This is a genomic window from Argonema antarcticum A004/B2 (genome assembly GCF_023333585.1).
GTDB lineage: Bacteria > Cyanobacteriota > Cyanobacteriia > Cyanobacteriales > Aerosakkonemataceae > Argonema > Argonema antarcticum.
The window spans coordinates 1-18,823 of record NZ_JAIQZN010000124.1 but is presented as its reverse complement, the minus strand read 5'-3'; the positions used below and the strand labels follow the sequence as shown (position 1 = coordinate 18,823).

At 44.9% G+C, this 18,823-nt stretch carries 14 protein-coding genes; 1 reads left to right on the top strand and 13 read right to left on the bottom strand.

What is annotated here, in order from left to right; all coding sequences use genetic code 11:
- Positions 1-67: 67 nt before the first annotated feature.
- A complete protein-coding gene (locus LAY57_RS31610) occupies positions 68-1,801 on the top strand; it encodes a PAS domain-containing sensor histidine kinase (RefSeq protein ID WP_249071157.1) in 1,734 nt (577 codons plus the stop codon).
- Between the two features lie 108 nt (positions 1,802-1,909).
- Here LAY57_RS31610 and LAY57_RS31605 read toward each other — a convergent pair whose 3' ends face one another.
- From LAY57_RS31605 to LAY57_RS31540, 13 genes are all read right to left on the bottom strand, one after another.
- Positions 1,910-3,124, bottom strand: a complete 1,215-nt coding sequence (locus tag LAY57_RS31605; RefSeq protein WP_249071156.1) for an acetate kinase — start codon at positions 3,122-3,124, stop codon at positions 1,910-1,912.
- A 376-nt stretch (positions 3,125-3,500) separates the two neighbouring features.
- Positions 3,501-5,900 carry a phosphoketolase family protein gene (locus LAY57_RS31600; RefSeq protein WP_249071155.1) on the bottom strand — a complete coding sequence of 800 codons (2,400 nt, stop codon included), beginning with the start codon at positions 5,898-5,900 and terminating at the stop codon, positions 3,501-3,503.
- A 139-nt stretch (positions 5,901-6,039) separates the two neighbouring features.
- Positions 6,040-7,119, bottom strand: a complete 1,080-nt coding sequence (locus LAY57_RS36015; RefSeq protein WP_275994425.1) for a peptidoglycan recognition protein family protein — start codon at positions 7,117-7,119, stop codon at positions 6,040-6,042.
- Between the two features lie 109 nt (positions 7,120-7,228).
- Positions 7,229-8,233 (bottom strand): DNA-methyltransferase, encoded by a 1,005-nt coding sequence (locus tag LAY57_RS31585; protein WP_249071154.1) that lies wholly within the window; start codon positions 8,231-8,233, stop codon positions 7,229-7,231.
- Positions 8,234-8,328: 95 nt separating this feature from the next.
- Complete coding sequence (locus LAY57_RS31580; RefSeq protein WP_249071153.1) at positions 8,329-8,712, bottom strand: hypothetical protein; 384 nt, start codon at positions 8,710-8,712, stop codon at positions 8,329-8,331.
- On the bottom strand, positions 8,709-9,617 hold the full coding sequence (locus tag LAY57_RS31575) for a TIGR02587 family membrane protein (protein WP_249071152.1): 909 nt from the start codon (positions 9,615-9,617) through the stop codon (positions 8,709-8,711). The genes LAY57_RS31580 and LAY57_RS31575 overlap by 4 nt, the downstream gene beginning before the upstream one ends.
- A gap of 87 nt (positions 9,618-9,704) precedes the next feature.
- Positions 9,705-10,157, bottom strand: a complete 453-nt coding sequence (locus LAY57_RS31570; protein WP_249071151.1) for a nitrate reductase associated protein — start codon at positions 10,155-10,157, stop codon at positions 9,705-9,707.
- 54 nt (positions 10,158-10,211) lie between these two features.
- Positions 10,212-10,685 carry a phosphate-starvation-inducible PsiE family protein gene (locus tag LAY57_RS31565; RefSeq protein ID WP_249071150.1) on the bottom strand — a complete coding sequence of 158 codons (474 nt, stop codon included), beginning with the start codon at positions 10,683-10,685 and terminating at the stop codon, positions 10,212-10,214.
- Positions 10,686-10,699: 14 nt separating this feature from the next.
- The gene (locus LAY57_RS31560) at positions 10,700-12,964 is read right to left on the bottom strand and encodes a molybdopterin oxidoreductase family protein (protein ID WP_249071149.1); all 2,265 of its coding nucleotides are present in this window, start codon (positions 12,962-12,964) and stop codon (positions 10,700-10,702) included.
- Between the two features lie 482 nt (positions 12,965-13,446).
- Positions 13,447-14,976, bottom strand: coding sequence for a NarK family nitrate/nitrite MFS transporter (locus LAY57_RS31555; protein WP_249071148.1), 1,530 nt, complete (start codon positions 14,974-14,976; stop codon positions 13,447-13,449).
- 94 nt (positions 14,977-15,070) lie between these two features.
- Positions 15,071-17,089: a ferredoxin--nitrite reductase gene (locus LAY57_RS31550; RefSeq protein WP_249071147.1), complete on the bottom strand. Its 2,019-nt coding sequence runs from the start codon at positions 17,087-17,089 to the stop codon at positions 15,071-15,073.
- A 611-nt stretch (positions 17,090-17,700) separates the two neighbouring features.
- Entirely contained in the window at positions 17,701-17,886 is a 186-nt protein-coding gene (locus LAY57_RS31545; RefSeq protein WP_249071146.1) for a hypothetical protein, read from the bottom strand.
- A gap of 22 nt (positions 17,887-17,908) precedes the next feature.
- A complete protein-coding gene (locus LAY57_RS31540; RefSeq protein ID WP_249071145.1) occupies positions 17,909-18,742 on the bottom strand; it encodes an ABC transporter ATP-binding protein in 834 nt (277 codons plus the stop codon).
- Positions 18,743-18,823 lie beyond the last annotated feature (81 nt).

The following is an 18,823-nucleotide window of genomic DNA, read 5'->3' as shown; positions in this document are numbered from 1 at the left end:
CTGTGGTGCTTGACCCACTACGAATGACTGGACTTTAAGCCTTTGAGTAGGTTTGAGTAGGTAAAGTTTGAGCGGTAAAGGATTAGAGCCTCTAGGTTTAAAGGCTGGGGAGTTAGTTGGGCGATCGATCTTCGATTTATACCGTCACGAACCTGAGATTATCAGCAAAATCAGTCACGTCCTCGCAGGCGGTGAAGCTGCCTGGACTGCTGAAATGGGAGACTTGGTGTATGAAAATCGGGCTACACCACTGAAAAACCAAAGCGGTGAAGTGATTGGATCGATCGGCATGGCATTGGATATCACCTATCATGTCAAGGCTGAAGAGTCATTGCGGCAACAAGCCGAACGGGAACGGCTAGTAGGCGCGATCGCTCAGCGCATCCGTCGATCGTTAAACTTGGAGGAAGTTCTCAATACCGCCGTGCAAGAAGTGCGGCAATTTCTCCAAACAGACAGAGTGGTACTTTACCGCTTTTACTCAGATTGGAGTGGTGTAGTGGAGGTGGAATCTGTTGGTGAAAATTGCCAGCCAATTCTGGGAATACCAATTCAAGACACTTGCTTTCAGGGCAAATACGTTCAAAAATACCAACAAGGTCGCATTCGTGCGATCGAAGATATTTACAATACCGATATTGTCCAGTGCCACATCGATTTACTAGCACAGTTTCAGGTGCGAGCTAACCTGGTAGTTCCGATTCTGCAAGGAGAAAATTTGTGGGGACTGCTGATTGCTCATCATTGTAGCGGCCCAAGGCAATGGCTGGAATCAGAAGTCAGCTTGCTAGGACAGCTGAGTGTGCAAATAGCGATCGCCATCCAGCAATCCGAACTATATCAGAAACTGCAAGCCGAACTTATCGATCGCGAACAAGCCGAAGCTGCTTTACGACAAAGGGAAGAATTGCTATGCCAAAAAGCTTGCGAACTGGAACAAACCCTGCACGAGCTGCAAAAAACTCAAACCCAACTTATTCAAAGCGAAAAAATGTCAAGTTTGGGGCAATTAGTTGCAGGTGTAGCTCACGAAATTAACAATCCCGTCAACTTTATTTACGGCAATATCGATCCGGCTAGAAATTACATTCAAAACCTGTTAGAACTCATAGAACTCTTTCAGCAGCACTGTCCCCTCCCATGCTCGGAAATTGAAGAAAAAGCCGAAGATATTGACCTGGAATTCGTCAAGGAGGATTTACCTAAACTGTTGGAATCAATGCGGGTGGGATCGGATCGGATTCGCGAAATAGTGCGTAGTCTGCGTTACTTTTCCCGCACCGATGAAGCCGAGATGAAAGATGTTGACATTCACGAAGGCATCGACAGTACTCTGTTGATTTTGCAAAACCGTCTCAAAGCTAATGGCGATTATCCCGGCATTCAGATTATCCAAGAATATGCCGACCTGCCCAAAGTGGAGTGCTATCCCGGACAGCTCAACCAAGTGCTGATGAATATTCTAAGTAATGCGATCGATGCTATGCAAGAAGGGTGTCAGGTACAGGGTGTGAAGTGTGGGGCTATACCAACCATTTGGATTCGCACCAAAGTTTTGGACAACAACCTTATTGCCATTCAGATTGTTGACAATGGGCCAGGTATGAAAGACACCGTTCGTCAGCGTTTGTTTGACCCATTCTTCACAACCAAGCCAGTTGGTAAGGGTACAGGTCTTGGTTTATCTATAAGTTATCAGATTATAGTTGAAAAGCATGGCGGTCAATTGCATTGCTTTAGCCAGCCCGGAGAAGGTACGGAATTTGCGATCGAGATACCACTCCGGCAGAGCAAAAGCTAAGGGCTAGCAGTAGGGCGGGGAGTGTCAACATCCCCTCTATGTCTAGAGCGCGATGTGAAACAAAAAGAAGGAGCGGTAGAGAGCTTTAAAAAAACATAAACTAAAATTTTACTGTTGAATTTTGCAAACTGCTGAATACGCGATCGCCCAGTCTTCTTCTGTATGAATAACCATCACTTTTATTTGAGATTCTGGTGTAGCAATATCTCTATCTAAAGGAGAATCGGCATTTTTAACTAAATCTAATTTTAATCCCAAAAATTCCAATCCAGCACAGACTTTTTCCCTCACCAAAACGGCATTTTCGCCGACTCCAGCGGTAAAAACCAACACATCTAATCCGCCGAGACTAACTAACATTGCAACTATGGCTTTTTTCAGGCGATCGATATACATTTCAAATGCCAGTTCTGCTTGTTGATTTCCTTCAGTTATTGCTGCTAAAATTGAGCGTAAATCTGCTGATAATCCCGAAATTCCTTTTAAACCTGATTCTTTATTCAGTAGAGTATCTAATTGAGTCGCATTAAAGTCATATTCGCGGATTAAATGAATTAGAATTGCGGGATCGATTGAACCACTACGAGTTCCCATCATTAAACCTTCAAGGGGAGTAAAACCCATCGTCGTATCAATACTAATTCCATCTTTAATCGCCGCGAGAGAGCAACCATTACCTAGATGACAGGTAATAATTTTCAGAGATTCTAGGGGTTTATTGAGGATTTGGGCTGTACGCTGACTGCAATATTGATGACTAATTCCATGAAATCCATAACGACGAATTCCTTTTGTAAACCATTGATATGGAATAGGATATACAGCATTTTTTAGGGGTAGCTGACTATGAAAAGCTGTATCAAACACAGCTACTTGGGGTATATTTGGTAATAATTGTTCAATAATTTCGATTCCTTCTAAATTAGCAGGATTATGATTGGGTGCAAGCAGAGATAAACGGGCGATCGCTTCTTTAACCGCCGGGGTAATTATTGTTGCTTCTGAGTAGTCTGTACCCCCATGTACTACACGATGTCCAACCAGATTAATTTCTGCTAAATTATCAATAACTTTAGTTTCACCCTCAACTAAAGTATCAAGCATCTGGGCGATCGCTGTTTGACGATTATTAGTATTAAGCTGGGTTTTTAACTTGTGTTCTGCGGTTTTAACCGTTAATTCTCCTCCTTCTGTTGTTAGAGCCCAATCAATATGCGCTGACCATAATGGTTGCAATGGGGTTAGGGGTGATGCGGTTTTTGGGAGTTCGTATAAGGAACTTTTCTGACTACTCGAACCGGCGTTGAGAACTAAAATTTTCATGTCTTTAAGTTAATTAATTTCTTGTGCATCCTGTTAATTTCAGGACTTACGCACCCATTTTTGGCGTAGGGGCGGGTTTAGCCGATAAATTAAGCATTTCACAGATATCCCTAATACAAAACCCGCCCCTACAATGCTTGATTTTTCGTGATTTTGCGTAAGTCCTGAATTTTTAAGCGCTGGTTTTCACCTTGTGTGAACCTAACTTGTGATTATACCTAAACCCCCCGTAAAAACGGGGGAATTTTTAAACCCACATCCCTTATAGCTAGGGGCTAGGGACTAGGGGCTAGGGGCTAGGGGAAGAAGAGGCTAGAATCAAGGATTTCAGGAATTAAGAACGTCCTAACTGCCTTGGCGGTTGCTTTACAATATTTTAATGATAAGGCCATTTCCAATTCGTAATCTCTGGCTTATCAATTCCCTGCTCGTGAGAATGGTGCAGATTTTCAATAATCTGATTCTTCATTTTTTCCTTAAGATATGCAGCCGCAGATCCCAGTTTAGGGACGCGATTAATAACATCAATTACTAAATTAAAGCGATCGACCTGATTCTCAATTGCCAATTCCAAAGGAGTGTTAATATTTCCCTTTTCCTTGTAACCACGAACATGAATGCGATCCTGATTACTACGACGATAGATAAGTTTGTGAATTAACCAAGGATAGCCATGAAAGTTGAATATTACAGGCTTATCGGTGGTGAATAAGCTATCAAAATCCCAATCTGATAAGCCGTGAGGATGTTCACCCTCTGGCATCAGCTTAAACAAATCAACAACGTTAATAAAACGTACCTTCAGGTCGGGTAATTCTTCGCGTAAAATCGCCGTAGCCGCCAAGGATTCCATTGTCAGAATATCACCACAACAAGCCATCACAACATCAGGAATATTTGGTTGTTTACCACAATTATCGTTACTTGCCCATTCCCAAATGCTAATCCCTTTCGTACAATGTTTAATTGCCTCATCCATACTCAAATATTGCAGGTGCATCTGCTTATCCGCGACGATAACATTGACATAATCGCTACTTCGCAGACAGTGATCGCCGACAGAGAGTAAGCAATTAGCATCAGGGGGAAAATAGACCCGAACTATATCAGGACTCTTATTGGTGACGACATCAATAAAACCAGGATCTTGATGACTAAAACCGTTGTGATCTTGTCGCCAAACTAGAGAAGACAAGAGAATATTTAAAGAAGAGACTGAAGCTCGCCAAGGTACTTCTTTTTGACAAATATCTAACCATTTGGCGTGTTGGTTAAACATCGAGTCAATCACATGAGCAAAAGCTTCATAAGTATTGAATAAACCATGTCTTCCTGTGAGCAAATACCCTTCTAACCAACCTTCAAGAGTATGTTCGCTTAACATTTCCATCACTCGACCATCACATGATAACAAACTACCATCCGCATCTTCAGGCAAAATATTAGCCATCCATGCTTTCTGTGTTACTTCGTAGATATCTTGCAAACGGTTGGAAGCAGTTTCATCGGGGCCAAAAACACGGAAGTTCTGCATATTATTTCGCATCACTTCCCGCAAAAATTGACCGAGAATGGCGGTATTTTCAACTTCTATTGTGCCAGGGTTGTCTACTTTTACGGCAAAATCACGAAAATCGGGTAATTTAAGTTTCTTCCTCAATAAACCACCATTAGCGTGAGGATTCGCACTCATTCGGCGATCTCCTTTGGGTGCGATTTCCTTAAGTTCAGGGATTAAAGTCCCGTTTTCATCAAACAATTCTTCTGGTTTATAACTCTTCATCCATTGTTCTAACATTTGGACGTGCTGAGGGTTGCTGTGCATTCCACCTATCGGCACTTGATGCGATCGCCAGAAACCCTCTACTTTATGATGATCTACTTCTTTTGGCCCTGTCCAACCTTTAGGAGTTCGGAGGATAATCATTGGCCAAAACGGACGTTTTGCCACACCGCTACTGCGTGCTTCCTGTTGAATGGCTTGTATTTCTTGAATACAAATTTCCATTGTGGCAGCCATTTTTTGGTGCATAATCTCAGGATCGTCACCTTCAACAAAGTAGGGTTTGTAACCGTAACCTTGGAATAAACTTTCTAATTCTTGATGATTAATCCGAGCAAGAATGGTAGGATTAGCAATCTTATAACCATTGAGGTTAAGGATTGGTAAAACTGCACCATCTCGAATCGGATTGAGGAATTTATTCGAGTGCCAAGCAGTGGCTAATGGCCCCGTTTCTGCCTCACCATCACCCACGACTACAGACACAATCAAGTCAGGATTATCGAATGCAGCACCGTAGGCGTGGGAAAGACTGTAACCTAATTCCCCTCCTTCATGAATTGAACCAGGAGTTTCTGGTGTACAGTGACTACCAATATGACCGGGAAAGGAGAATTGCTTAAAGAATTTCTGCATTCCCTCTTCATTTTCACTTTTATCTGGATAAATTTCTGAGTAAGTTCCTTCTAAATATACAGGGCCAAGAACTCCTGGCGCACCATGTCCAGGCCCCGCTAAAAAGATGACATTGAGATCGTATTTGTTGATCAGACGATTGAGATGAATATAGCTGAAACTTAAAGCTGGTGATGAGCCCCAGTGTCCTAAAAGACGATATTTAATATGTTCTGATGTGAGGGATTGTTTGAGGAGGGGATTTTCTTTGAGATAAATCATGCCTACTGCTAAATAATTACAGGCACGCCAATAGGCATGAATTTTGCGTAATTCTTCTTGGGATAGATGTGTTTCGTCAATTTGTGTTGTTGCCATACTGCGTTACTTCACTGATTAAGGATGCGATCGATCGGCGGTGAGGCATCTAATTTGTACATTAAAATGGCTACTTTTGTCAAGGCGGAAGCATCGTTGACTTTATTAACAATCATATTCATATTGTTATGCTTTTTGACTAATTCCGCCATTTTTGTGCGAACTGTACCAAAACGGCTTTAGAAATTTGGCCTTGCAGCCACTCTAAAGCCTCGTTTTGGTGAGACAAGTCACGATAATACTTGCAAACATTAACCAGAGTTAAAGGTTGCGGTTGCACCGTTTCCGGCGATGATTGGTTACGCCATCTTTTAGTAAACTCATCCATGATGGGTTTGGAAATCTGCCCTTGCAACCATTCTAGAGCTTCATTTTGTTCGCTCAATCCTTTATAAGACTTGCAGGCATCAATCAGAATTAAAGCTTTTGATGGTAGTGGTTCTGGCGGTGGTGAAGTAATCAGATATTTCCAAGTTTTTGCCTCTACCACTCCATCCGCAGTCAAACCTTTAGATTTTTGAAACGCTTTTACAGCAGTTTCTGTATTGGCACCAAAAATGCCATCAATAACCCCAGGATTAAAACCCCAAGCTTTGAGATATAGCTGCACATCTTTGACTTTTAATACTCTTGAGCCTTTCTTTAAAGGTGTGGTTGGCAGAGCTAATTTTTCACTAACAGCTTTCCGCAACCGGGGTAGTTGACTGTATAGCCAGTCGCCGGGGCAGTCAGTCGCTTTAAAATCCCGATGTCCTTTAATATTGTCAGGATTGATATTATAAGCAGAGCAAAGGGAAGCGCACAAATCTACCAGACTGTTCCATTGGGCTGCTCCCATCTTGTGAGTCATGAAATTGCCTTCATTTTCAATTCCTGGTGACTCGTTTGCCGCTTTATTTCCTGCATGGGCCGATCGAACGCAATGTCGTTTGACAATTGCTGCTAAAGTACCTTGTCTTCCCTCTAGCAAAAATCCGCCAATTGTATTCAAAAAGTTGTGTCCCGAATCGTTCCAGCCATTAGTAGCCATGTGGAAATTTTGGATATTTCTGGCGAACTGTTTGCCTCCCTCCAAAGTTCCTTTAGATAGAGCATTAGGAGGATTTGTGGTATCGGTATGGTGAATAATTATCAATTTCGGTATTGTTTCTTCCGGCAACTCTTTCGGGGGTACGGCTCCCCAGTTAGCAGCGGAAATAACACTAGCTGTAAAAGGCATTTTGAATTTCCTTTAAAATTTAGGCACAAGTCAGTTCCTCTAAAATTTGTGTTTTGGAACTGCTTTTATCTATTTAATTCAGGAGTGGATCTATTTGCTCCGGATCGCTTTAGAGTAAATTTTCTTCAAATCTGATTTGGGAAGCTTCCATATAGTTTTTGTCAATTTCAAAAGCTAACCATTTTCTCTGCATAGTTTCTGCCACACAACCCGTCATATTTGAACCGGCAAAAGGTTCTAGCACTAAATCGCCAGGTTCTGTACATAAATTGATGACAAACTCAGGTAAAGCTGGCGGAAATCTGGCCGGATGTGGTTTAAATCCTTTTTCTTTACATTTTCTTTGATAGTAATCATTTGATGATGTGTTTGATGCTGAAATTACGTTTACTGGCTGTACCAAATCGCTTAGATTTGTGCCATTTGGATAAGTCAAGACTGGATCTCCCATTTGTGTAGAGTCTCCTTCATCTCTGGCATCTATAAGATTAGATGGGATTGCACCACCTCTGTCATTACTAAACTTTTTTGAAATATCGTGTCCTGATGGTCTGAGTTTTGCAGTGTAACCATTTTTAAGAAGATTCTGCATGGCTTCGCTGTAGGGTTTCAAAACTCTTCTATTATTAGCTTTTGGATGGGGATTTTTTGCTAGCCACCAGACGGTATTGACGGCATCTTTAACTCTTTCTCTTCTAACTGTGACCCATTCGGCAGGGGTAGGAAGTTTGGCTGGATTATACCAGTACAATTCTTGTGCTAAGTAGAAACCAAGACCGCCTTTTTCTGGAGGTTTGCAAAGTTCGATCACAAGCTCGAAGTGATAGAGCGATCGGGCCGGATAACCCTTGATCCAGCTACCGCCAATATCGATAACAAGCGACCCTTTGGGCTTAAGAATGCGGTGAAATTGTTTGGCAAATGGTTCAAACCATTCAATATAGTCTTCAGCGTCAACATTGCCATACTCTTTCTTTCGCAGGAGAGCAAAAGGCGGCGATGTGCAGATTAAATCAATACTTTCATCTGGAACTTGTTGCAGCAAATTTAAGCTATCGCCAAGATAGGCAGCACCAAGTTTAGTTTCGTAATATGCTTTTTGATTCAGTCTCATAAATATTCGGCACTAATTTATAGCTATGTCATGCTCAGACACCATGACAGATTAGTCATATTATCATCATTTCTTTCAATAACACGAATTTGATATTACGGTTTTTCATAACCGAGTGCGCGTGCTTTCATGCGGGCGGTGCGAGGGTCTGTTTCAAAATTAACCCAGCCTTCTCTCGTAGCGCCACGAGGCAGAAATGCAATTTCAAACTCAGCACTCTCTTGTTCTTTGTCGCTGCTTTGTAGGACAACTTCAATCTGAACGCCTTCAGCTGTTTGATCTCCGTGATTGGTAACGGAAACGGGAACGATAAAGTGTTGCATAATTGGCTGCGGTTTCCCAAGCCGAACCTCGATCGCAGGCGGCGCGTTACCCAGGGTTGCCGTATCGTAAATTAGGTAGCCAAGCGTACTTGCGACAAGAAGCAAACCAACCGCAAAGACAACCCACTCTAGCCAGTTTTTTTCTAGATTTTTCATTGCAGTAAAAGCCTTCCAGCAGAGGCACCAAGTGTAGCAGGCAATGCCAGCACAACTGTTTGGGCAACCCAAGTAATAGGTGCAACTCCGTCAAAGCGCCCGAAAAACCAAAGGATTGACGCCGAGGCAACCAGTGCCACAGCATAGGTAACAATCGTGCCGGAAATAGTAGTAAATAGGCTTTCGCCATGAGTAAACTGTTTCGCACCAACGAAGTTGCTATAGAAAAGGATGAGGGCACCAAGAGTCATTGAAACCAAGACTAGCCCAATCAATCTTTCTGAAGAGATTTCAATGGCGATCGTAATAATCTCTTCTGTCGGTGCGACGTTGGCAGCAAATAACACCGCACCGCACAAAGAAATGACCACCTGCGCCCAGAAATCCACATCGTCTCGATCGGGACTGGGGGAACCCGTTTGCTGTTGATCGCCTTTCATGCCGGTATCAGCTTCTTCTGGATTTTCACCGCCTAGTTGGGCTGTACCCACCGAGACGCCAATGGCAACCGTCATTGCTTCCATGACTACTGTCCCAACAATTTCGTCGGCAGTCATGTCAAAGGTGATGCGCCCCAATAGCCAGAGAAAGACTGTGGCAACTAATATTCCCAGTCCCAATTCTTCTACAGAATCGATCGCCACCTCTAGGCGACTGGCATCCCGCCGCAATCCTGCGTAGCGGTTGTAACCCAGTAGCAAGGTAAAGGTAGCGAGGAAGTAAAGGAAAATCCGCAGCGGATGTTCGGTAAAACCAGCCCACCACACTTCCATTGTGTAGATGAGTGGGAGGCTGAACATTATGCCACCAACTATGCCCCGCAAGTATTCTTGAAGCGATTCGGCAAGCGATCGCGTTTTTCCCAGCTGGGCAGCGCGGCGACCCTTGCCACTTTTAGAACTCATAGCTATCTGTTACATGGGCTACAAAATTTTTTGCCACATATTGCTCAGTGTACTATTTTGGCGATCGCTCAATCCGACACTCTACGCCTAAGCCAGGTGGAATTCCTGGAGTGCTGGCAAAAAGTTGAGATTTTCGTGACTGGGACGGCTGAGTTTAATTAAAGCAAAACGCTGTAGCGGGGTTAGGGCTGCCCATTCTTGGGGCGTCACCGTCACGCCAAATTCCTGGGCTTTTTCCTCAAGGACAGAAGGTATATTTATGCCATCCATCCAAGCTGGGTGAGATTCTACAGGAAGTTCGTCTGCGGGTGTGCCAGTCTGTTCTAAAACCAGCTGGTGCAGAAATTGCTGATAAGCTTGAATTTCGTCTGCGGTGGTGCAAGGCATCTCAACGATCGCTTGGCGTTCCTCCTGGCTAAAGTGGTTCCAATGGGACAATTTCAGTTTGATGCCGCAGGTATCTAATTTGAAGCGCACTTGCATGGGGATGCAGCGCAAAGAATCAACAAAATCGGCCTCGAATTGAAAGAAGTCATTCATTAGTTATTGGTCATTAGTCATTTGTCATTTTAATTGACGATTTAAAATCGTCAATTATTCATCATGCGTTTTACTATGAACATTGCGAACAATCCAGTAACTCAGGGATAGAGCAAGAATTGCAATCCCTAAACCGATTAGTTCTGTGCCATCTATTTTTTCCAAGTCAAGAATGATAATTTTACGGGCTACCGCAATTAAAGAAGTGACGATGACTAACTCTACTTGAACAACGTGCTTTCGCAGGTAAGCGGTGATATTTTCTAAAATCTCCAGCGCAATCAAGACATTAAGAAATAACCCAAAAATATTAACCAAGAAATCGTTAAACCTGCCAATTGAACGATCGAATATTAATTCTTTGCCAAGAATGACTCCCAGATCGATAACTGCAATCAGGATGACAACAATCATTGCTAAGGAGAGGAGTTTGGAGACAAGGCTTTCTATCTTTTTGATTAAGCCAAGAAACTCCTCGTCCTTGCCAGCACGGCTGATTTTTCTGGATACTTCCCTCAAAAATCCCATTTTTTATGTCTATTTCATAAAGAAGGCGATGCTGAGAGGATACTAGATTTTGGGGTTTGCAGCAAAGTGTCAGTTGCGGCCCGATCGGCTGTAATTAGCACTAATTGTACAGCGCAGGCTTTAAGTTCGGGTTCTAGGGAGTCAGGACAAGCTTCTGGATGGGTGAGGGCGTTTGCTTCGGCTCGATCGGCCCAGAGTGCGCCCCAGTGCATGGGCACAAAGACTGTTCCGGGTGCGATCGCTTGCGTAACTTTGGCTGGGAATCGGGCCATGCCGCGACGACTGCGGACTTCCACCCAGCTTTCATCCTCAATTCCCAACTTCCCAGCGTCGCGGGGATGAATTTCGATAAAGGGATTCGGGTGCATTTGCCGGATTTTATCAATCCTACCTGTCCGGCTTTGGGTGTGCCAATGACCGTAAAGACGCCCTGTAGTGAGGACAAAGGGATAGTCGGGATCGGGTGGTTCCGCCAATCCTCGCGAGTGATATGCGCCAAAGCGGGCGCGTCCGTCGGGGGTATGGAAGCTTAAATCTGTGTAGAGTCTTGATGAAGTTTCTTGGGTTTTGGGTAGTGAGTTTTGAGTAGTGGGTAGATTCTCCCCCTCTTCCCTAGCCCCTTCTTCAGGACAAGGCCACTGCTGAGGGCCTTCAGTTATTAGCCTTTCATGGCTTATCCCAGTCATATCGCAGGGACGCCCGCGAGTCAGTTGCACAAACTCTGCATAAACCTCAGCGGAGTTAGCAAATTTAAACTGTTCTGCGAAGCCCAAACGGCGTCCTACCTCAGCAAAGATTTCCCAATCTGCCCTTGCTTCTCCCGGTGCATTGCGAAACGCCGAACACAGAGTCACCCGCCGTTCCGAATTAGTCATAATGCCAGTTTTTTCGCCCCATTGGGCAGCTGGGAGGAGAACGTGAGAGTAATCGGCCATTTCCGTGGGGTAGTAAGCGTCTTGAGAGACTGTAAAAGGCGATCGCAACAAAGCCTTTTTCGTGCGTTCCAAATCCGGCATACTCACAGCTGGATTAGTCGCCGCCACCCAATAAAACCCCACCTCACCAGCCTCTAGCCCAGTAATCATCTCCCAAGCTGAAAGACCCGCAGTGGGCGAGATCCGTCCTTCCGGCAGTCCCCAAAACTTCTCTACTTCTGACCGATGTTGAGCATTTTTCACAACGCGGTAGCCCGGTAGCAGATGGGCCAAACCGCCAGCTTCTCTTCCCCCCATTGCATTCGGCTGACCTGTGAGCGAAAATGGCCCAGATCCCGGCTTGCCAATTTGACCTGTCATCAGGTGCAGGTTAATGATCGTGCGGACTTTGGCCGTTCCTTCCGAGGATTGATTGACCCCCATCGACCACATAGACAGAACTCGCTGGGACTCACCCCAGTAACGCGCCGCCGTTTCCAAGTCATCAACTCTGATGCCGCATTTCCGGGCTACTATCTCTGGCGTATACTGACGAATTACATCGGCATAAGCAGGAAAACCGCTGGTACATTCGTCAATAAACACCGCATTAATATAACCCCAGCGCATCAGCAGATGGGCCATCCCATTCATTAGATCGATGTCTGTACCGGGTTTGATTGCCAGATGCAGGTCAGCCGCCTCAGCAGTGGCAGTCCGACGCGGATCGACCACAATCATTTTGACTTTGCCGTTATTCTTTTTGTGATGTTTCCGCAGTCGATTAAAAATAATTGGGTGACATTCAGCAGTGTTAGTGCCGATTAAAAAAGCACAATCTGTCAGTTCCAAATCGTCGTAGCAACAGGGTGGCCCATCGGAGCCAAAACTTTGAATGTAGCCTGCAACTGCCGATGACATACACAGACGGGAGTTGGCATCAAAGTTATTGATGCCCAGACACCCTTTGATCAGTTTCTGGGCGATGTAGTAATCTTCTGTTTGGAATTGACCGGAACCATACATACAGATGGCTTCTGGCCCTTGGGTGAAGCGAACGGTTTGGATGCGGTTGACTATGGCGTTCAGGGCTTCATCCCAGGTGACTCGCTGGAAGGGCCGATCGAGTGATTCGCGCATCATTGGATAAAGCAGTCGGTCTTTGTTCAAGGATTCGGCGATCGTCGCACCTTTGACGCAAACCATACCATGACTGGAGGGATGTGTGCGATCGCCCTGCACCTTCCACATAGGATAACCTTGAGAGTCTCGATTCACGGGTTTACCCGCTACAGCTGGCGGCGATACCTCCAAGCCACAGCCTACACCACAGTATGGACAAAGTGTTTTAGTTGAGTCAGTCATTCGATTTTGGATTTTGGATTTTGGATTTTGGATTTTGGATTTTGGTCATTCTTTAGTTAGATTTTTTTTACCGCAGATCAAGACAGATGTAGGCGAAGCCTTCCCGCAGGGTACGCAGATGAACGCAGATTGGATATTTCAGATTTGAGATTTAAAATTTAAAATTTAAATCTCAAATCTGAAATTATGTTGCAATTCCCGTCACCATTACCTAGTGCAGCTTGGCAGAAATAACCAATCATATCATGTCCGGTTGCATCGGTAGCGTAAGCGTGATGCGAGAAATTGTCTGTTGTCATCGAGGGTTAAATTTTTACCACAGATGAAGACAGATGAACACAGATGAACACAGATAAGAGAGTTATTTTTTTTAGACAACCGATGCCACCGGACATGATATCAGTAAAGAAGTAGTTAAATGCCTTACGATCAAAGTATTTTTGACTTTTGAATGAGTGACTTTTGACTTCTGTTTAGCGGCATTAGTCTTTTTCTTGTTCGTAAGCAAGCATTGAAGGAAGAGTTGGCCTTTTTGTTTCCTGTTGTACTTCTTCGCCTTCGCCTTCATAGTGTGCGGCAAAAGAGCCTTTCGGTTCTTTCAGGAAGAAAGCACAGAGCGAAGCGCAGACTAGGGCTGACACACCCATTGTTGCAAACAAGGTGGGAGCGTTGGTGAAGCTGAAGATTGTCAAGAAAACCACGCCACCGAAGTTACCATAAGCTCCGACATTTCCAGATACTTGTCCGGTAATTTCTTTTTTGATGAGCGGTACGATCGCGTATGTAGCGCCGCATCCGGCTTGGGCGAAGTAGGCGCAGAACATGGTAACTGCGATCGCCATCGGTATAGACCAGCTAGCATTGATAAACTGAGCCATCAGATAGCCGACACCTACACCACAAGTGATAATCGTCATCGTCCACTTCCGGCTGCCCAATTTATCAGAAATTAAACCGCCGCTGGGACGAGAAACCAAGTTCAAGAATGGATAGGTAGCTGCAATCATCCCTGCCGCAACGTGTTCTAGGGAGAAGGTTTTTTCAAAGAATCCCGGCAGCATGGAAACGGAAGCAAGTTCCGAACCAAAAGTGACTACATAGCAAAGTTCTAGCAGAGCAACTTGACGGAATTCATAACGTTCGGATGGGGAGTAAGTTTTGTGACCTTCTACTACTTCCTTGTTTACGTGCCAAGCTTTGATAGTTTGGTAAACAAATAGCCATCCTAAGAGGAACCAGACAATTAGCAATCCATCATTGTTGAGAAAGTGAATTTTAGGTTGAGCCAACCGCCAAGCTAATAAGGCCAGAGCCAAAATCAACCCTAAATTCGATATAAGCATCGCGTAATAGCTGCGGCTGCTGGTTACTTCGATCGCGCCACTTTTCTTAGGCTTTCTGTAAGCAACGCCGGGAGGGGTATCTTCCACGTTGTTGTAGTAAATCCAGCCGTAAATCGCAGCGACGACACCTGTAAGTGCGATCGTCAAGCGCCAGTTACTCGCTCCTCCAGCTAGGAAAGCAGTAGAAGCTGCAAGTGTAGGTAGAGCAAACTCCGCTCCAAATGCACCGAAGTTACCCCAACCACCATAGATACCTTCTCCAATGCCAATGTCTTTCGGCGGGAACCATTCAGACACCATGCGAATGCCAACCACAAATCCCGCGCCCACAATGCCCATCAGCAGACGGCTGATTACTAATTGGCTAAAGTTCTGAGACATCGCTGTAGCCAAACATGGCACAACCGCAAACATCAGCAAAACGGAGTAAGTTATGCGTGGGCCGAATTTATCTAACAACATACCAATAATGATCCGCGCCGGAATCGTCAAGGCAAGATTGCAGATCAGCAATGTCTTGATTTGGGCATCTTCTAGATGTAAATCTCTCTCAATTGTTGTGGCAAAAGGAGCGAAGTTGAACCAACATACAAACGTCAGAAAAAAGGCGAACCAAGTAAAGTGCAATATTTTGAATCGCCCTTTTAAAGACCACATTTCTAAAAGCATGAAGAACCTTCCTAAGAGAACACACAACTAAATTGTCGGTAGTCAGTAGTCGTCGGTAGAGAGAAAAGAATCCCATTACCTATTGGCTGTTTTTTCAAGCATCGATCGCCACCCGTCCAATCGGGTGAGAGATGCAGGTCAAAATAAACCCTTGTTCGCGATCGCTTTCTTCTAGAGCGTCGGGTTCTCCCTCATATTTCACCTCACCTTCCAGTAGCTTCTGCTTGCAGGTTCCGCAAGTTCCAGAACGGCAACTGCTAGGAATATTAACTCCTTGTTGTTCGGCAATATCTAGAATAAATTGCTGTCCGTCGCAGTTAATTTCCTTACCAGATTTAGCAAAATAAATTACCGCTGGTTGGGAAACTTCCGGTGGTTTGGCTGGCGCTTCAGGGAGAGGAGAAAATGTTGGCGATTTGCCGTTTACAGAAGCTGCCTCTGCGCTTATAGACGAAACAAAAGATTGGTCGTCAATCTTAATTTGTGCCGAATTGTTAGTTTCTTTTTCCGATTCCGTCTTTGGTCTGGCACCAAATTGTTCGATTAACAAATCCCACAATATCGGCTTTAAATCATCGCAAGGGATACCCTTTTTCACACAGCTACCCAGCTTGGCATCCTTACCGACGGTGCCACCCATCCAGAGGTCAACGCCTTCCAAGGTTTTGCCATCCTTGCGCGTCTTCGTCCCCATCAAACCGATGTCAGCTACTTGCGGTTGACCGCAGGAATTCGGACAACCAGTCCAGTGAATTCGCACTGGTTTGGCAACGGATAACTCTGCTGACAATTCCTTAATTATCCCCAGCGCTCGATTTTTCGTTTCAATCAAGGCGAAACCGCAAAATTCACCGCCGGTGCAAGAAACTAAAGCCCGCTGCAATGGTTCGGGATTGATGGAAAACTTTTGCAGCAGAGGTTCGGTTAAGAAAGGTTTCAGGCGAGTATCTGGAATATTGGGAATAATCAGATTTTGCTCGACTGTGAGACGAATTTCTCCACTGCCATAAACTTCCGCCAGTCTCGCCAGTTCAAACATATCCTGGGCGTACATCCGACCGATGGGAACGTGCAAACCAACATAATTTAAGCCGTATTGCTTCTGAGGATAAACGCCGATATGGTCGCGTTTTTCCCACTCGATTTCATCTTTTTCTGCTTCTGGTTGCAGGGGATGCCCCAGATATTTTTCGACTTCAGATCGAAACTTTTCTATACCCAATTCATCAATGAGCCACATCAGACGCGACTTTTGTCGGTTTGCTCGCAGTCCGCGATCGCGATATAGTTCTAAAATAGCTCTGCTTACTGGCACAACATCTTCGGGTGGAACCCAGGCATGAAGAGGAATGGCGGCATCGGAGCGTTTGGCGGAGAAGAAGCCACCAACCAGGACGTTAAAGCCTATGACGCCACCCCCCTCTGTCCCCCCGCTACGGGAAGAAGATGAGGAAGAATTTTCATTCTTATACGCAGGGATAAAGGCGATATCATTGATTTCGGCGTGAACTGAGTTGTCGCGACAACCAGCGACTGCTATGTTGAACTTGCGGGGTAAATTGCTGAATTCGGGATTACCTTCGCCGTTGTTCGTAATCATATCTTGCAGGTTGCGTGCTATGCCCCGCGTATCGATCAACTCATCTGCATCGATACCGGCAACCGGCGAACCTGTGATGTTGCGTACATTGTCCATGCCAGACTGAATGCTAGTTAAACCAGCTTCTTGCAGACGGTTGAAGATATATGGTACATCTTCAATCTGGATGCCTCGGATTTGGATGTTCTGTCTGGTGGTGATATCGGCGTTGCCTTCCTGCTGAAATCCAGAAGCCTTTGAGCAGCGTTGCACAATGTCAGCTAGTACCTGCATTTGAGTACTGGTTAAGATGCCGTTGGGCAACCGCAGCCGCATCATAAATTTGCCAGGAGTGACGGCGCGATAGAAGAAACCCATCCATTTCAGGCGATAATCGCGATCGGTTTCATCCATCGCCTCCCAACCTATTTTGGCAAAGTTTTCTAGCTCTGCCTTTACGGCTAGGCCGTCTTTTTCGGCTTTGAATTTTTCAAATTTGTTTTGTGTTGCTGTTGCTGGGGCGGTGCTTGTCATCGATTAACCCTCCTTATTTGGGAAATTTCAATTTTTTGATTTGTGATTTCAAATTTAAGTAGAAAGGGAATATTTTAGATTTATAGAAGAACTTGACTTTTAAATCTAAAATTTTAAATCTGAAATCTGAAATTCCCCAGTCACTGGTTTGGGCAGCATATCTTCTGAGTGGTGGATTGGAATTCCTTTTTTGTAAGATTAGACATTTTAATCACTTAAATTGGTAGACTTTGCTACAAAGCAAAAGTTTAATCTTACAGATCGGCCTTTGGAGGGATAGATAATCAACGGAGTATGACAATGCAATTCTTGGTTTGAGCAAGTTTGATTCGATCGCGTGCAGGCTTTCCCATCTGTATTGAGCCACTCGATCTGCTTTCTGGATTTGTCTATATAGCTACCCTATGAGAATAAAGTGACTAAATTCGTATAGATAGTTACAAAAATGGGGTAAATATGAATTCAGTGCATATAGATAATGCTGTTTCTACATGAAAGGTACTTCCCAGGAGGATTGACATTGGTCAGTAGTCAGTAGTCAGTGCGACATTTGGGGCGGGTTTGGCAGATAATTTTTGGCTAAGCGACCAGAATCATGGCAAAACCCGCCCCTACAATTTACCAGTACCTACCGACTCGCCAGCCGCTGTCAATCTAAAATCTAAACTCCAAAATCTGCCCATTGCGTGTAGTGCAGGATGGCGGAAATAACTCACCACTAAAAATTGCCAATGATTGCTCTGGAAATCTTGATTTTTACCACTGACAACTGACAACTGACAACTGACAACTGACAACTGACAACTTGCACTAGTTCGGTCAATCTAAATGCGCGAAGCGCCGGAAGAGGAAGTCTAAAGCGTGATTGCGGAGTTCGTAGTATTGGGGATCTTCCATAATGGCAGCTCGATCGCGCGGACGAGGAAAAGGAATATCCATAATTTCGCCAATCTTGGCGTGAGGGCCATTGGTCATCATTACAAGACGATCGCACAGAAACAGTGCTTCGTCGATATCGTGGGTAATCATCAGGACGGTGACTCGATGTTCCCGCCAAATTTGCAGCAGTTCTTCTTGCAGTTCTTCCTTAGTGATGGCGTCTAATGCGCCGAAAGGTTCATCGAGAATCAAGACTTCGGGACGGATGGCTAAAGCGCGTGCGATCGCAACTCGCTGCTTCATCCCACCCGACAGCTGGCTGGGGCGCTTATTCGCAGCTTCTGTGAGTCCCACCATAGCCAGGTGTTCATCGACAATAGCCTTTTTCTGAGCCTTAGATTTGTGCGGATAAGCCGAGTTGACGGCTAGGTATACATTGTCAAAAGCGCTTTTCCAAGGCAAAAGGGCATAGTTTTGGAACACCATCATGCGATCGGGCCCTGGTTTGGTAATGCGCTCACCGCGCAACCGCACTTCGCCTTCCGTCGGCTTATTGAAACCAGCCACCATGTTCAGCAGCGTTGATTTGCCGCAACCAGAGTGACCGATCAGACAGACAAACTCCCCCTCGTACACCGTCAAATCGATTCCTTCTAGAACCGTATAGGGGCCTTTCGGCGTGGGATAAACCTTAGAGACATTTTCGATCGTCAACAAAGGGTTACTGGTAATTGGCTGTTTCAGTTGGACGCTGGTAGAGTTGATGGCTTGCATATTTGTCAGTGGTCAGTGGTCAGTGGTCAGTGGTCAGTGGTCAGTGGTCAGTGGTCAGTGGTCAGTGGTCAGTGGTCAGTG

Bases quoted from the DNA above. Each gene is read 5' to 3' on its own strand.
- LAY57_RS31565 (WP_249071150.1), bottom strand. From the start codon at position 10,685: ATGGGATTTTTGAGGGAAGTATCCAGAAAAATCAGCCGTGCTGGCAAG.
- LAY57_RS31580 (WP_249071153.1), bottom strand. From the start codon at position 8,712: ATGAAAAATCTAGAAAAAAACTGGCTAGAGTGGGTTGTCTTTGCGGTT.
- LAY57_RS31600 (WP_249071155.1), bottom strand. From the start codon at position 5,900: ATGGCAACAACACAAATTGACGAAACACATCTATCCCAAGAAGAATTA.
- LAY57_RS31550 (WP_249071147.1), bottom strand. From the start codon at position 17,089: ATGACAAGCACCGCCCCAGCAACAGCAACACAAAACAAATTTGAAAAA.
- LAY57_RS31570 (WP_249071151.1), bottom strand. From the start codon at position 10,157: ATGAATGACTTCTTTCAATTCGAGGCCGATTTTGTTGATTCTTTGCGC.
- LAY57_RS31585 (WP_249071154.1), bottom strand. From the start codon at position 8,233: ATGAGACTGAATCAAAAAGCATATTACGAAACTAAACTTGGTGCTGCC.
- LAY57_RS31605 (WP_249071156.1), bottom strand. From the start codon at position 3,124: ATGAAAATTTTAGTTCTCAACGCCGGTTCGAGTAGTCAGAAAAGTTCC.
- LAY57_RS31540 (WP_249071145.1), bottom strand. From the start codon at position 18,742: ATGCAAGCCATCAACTCTACCAGCGTCCAACTGAAACAGCCAATTACC.
- LAY57_RS31560 (WP_249071149.1), bottom strand. From the start codon at position 12,964: ATGACTGACTCAACTAAAACACTTTGTCCATACTGTGGTGTAGGCTGT.
- LAY57_RS31575 (WP_249071152.1), bottom strand. From the start codon at position 9,617: ATGAGTTCTAAAAGTGGCAAGGGTCGCCGCGCTGCCCAGCTGGGAAAA.
- LAY57_RS36015 (WP_275994425.1), bottom strand. From the start codon at position 7,119: ATGCCTTTTACAGCTAGTGTTATTTCCGCTGCTAACTGGGGAGCCGTA.
- LAY57_RS31555 (WP_249071148.1), bottom strand. From the start codon at position 14,976: ATGCTTTTAGAAATGTGGTCTTTAAAAGGGCGATTCAAAATATTGCAC.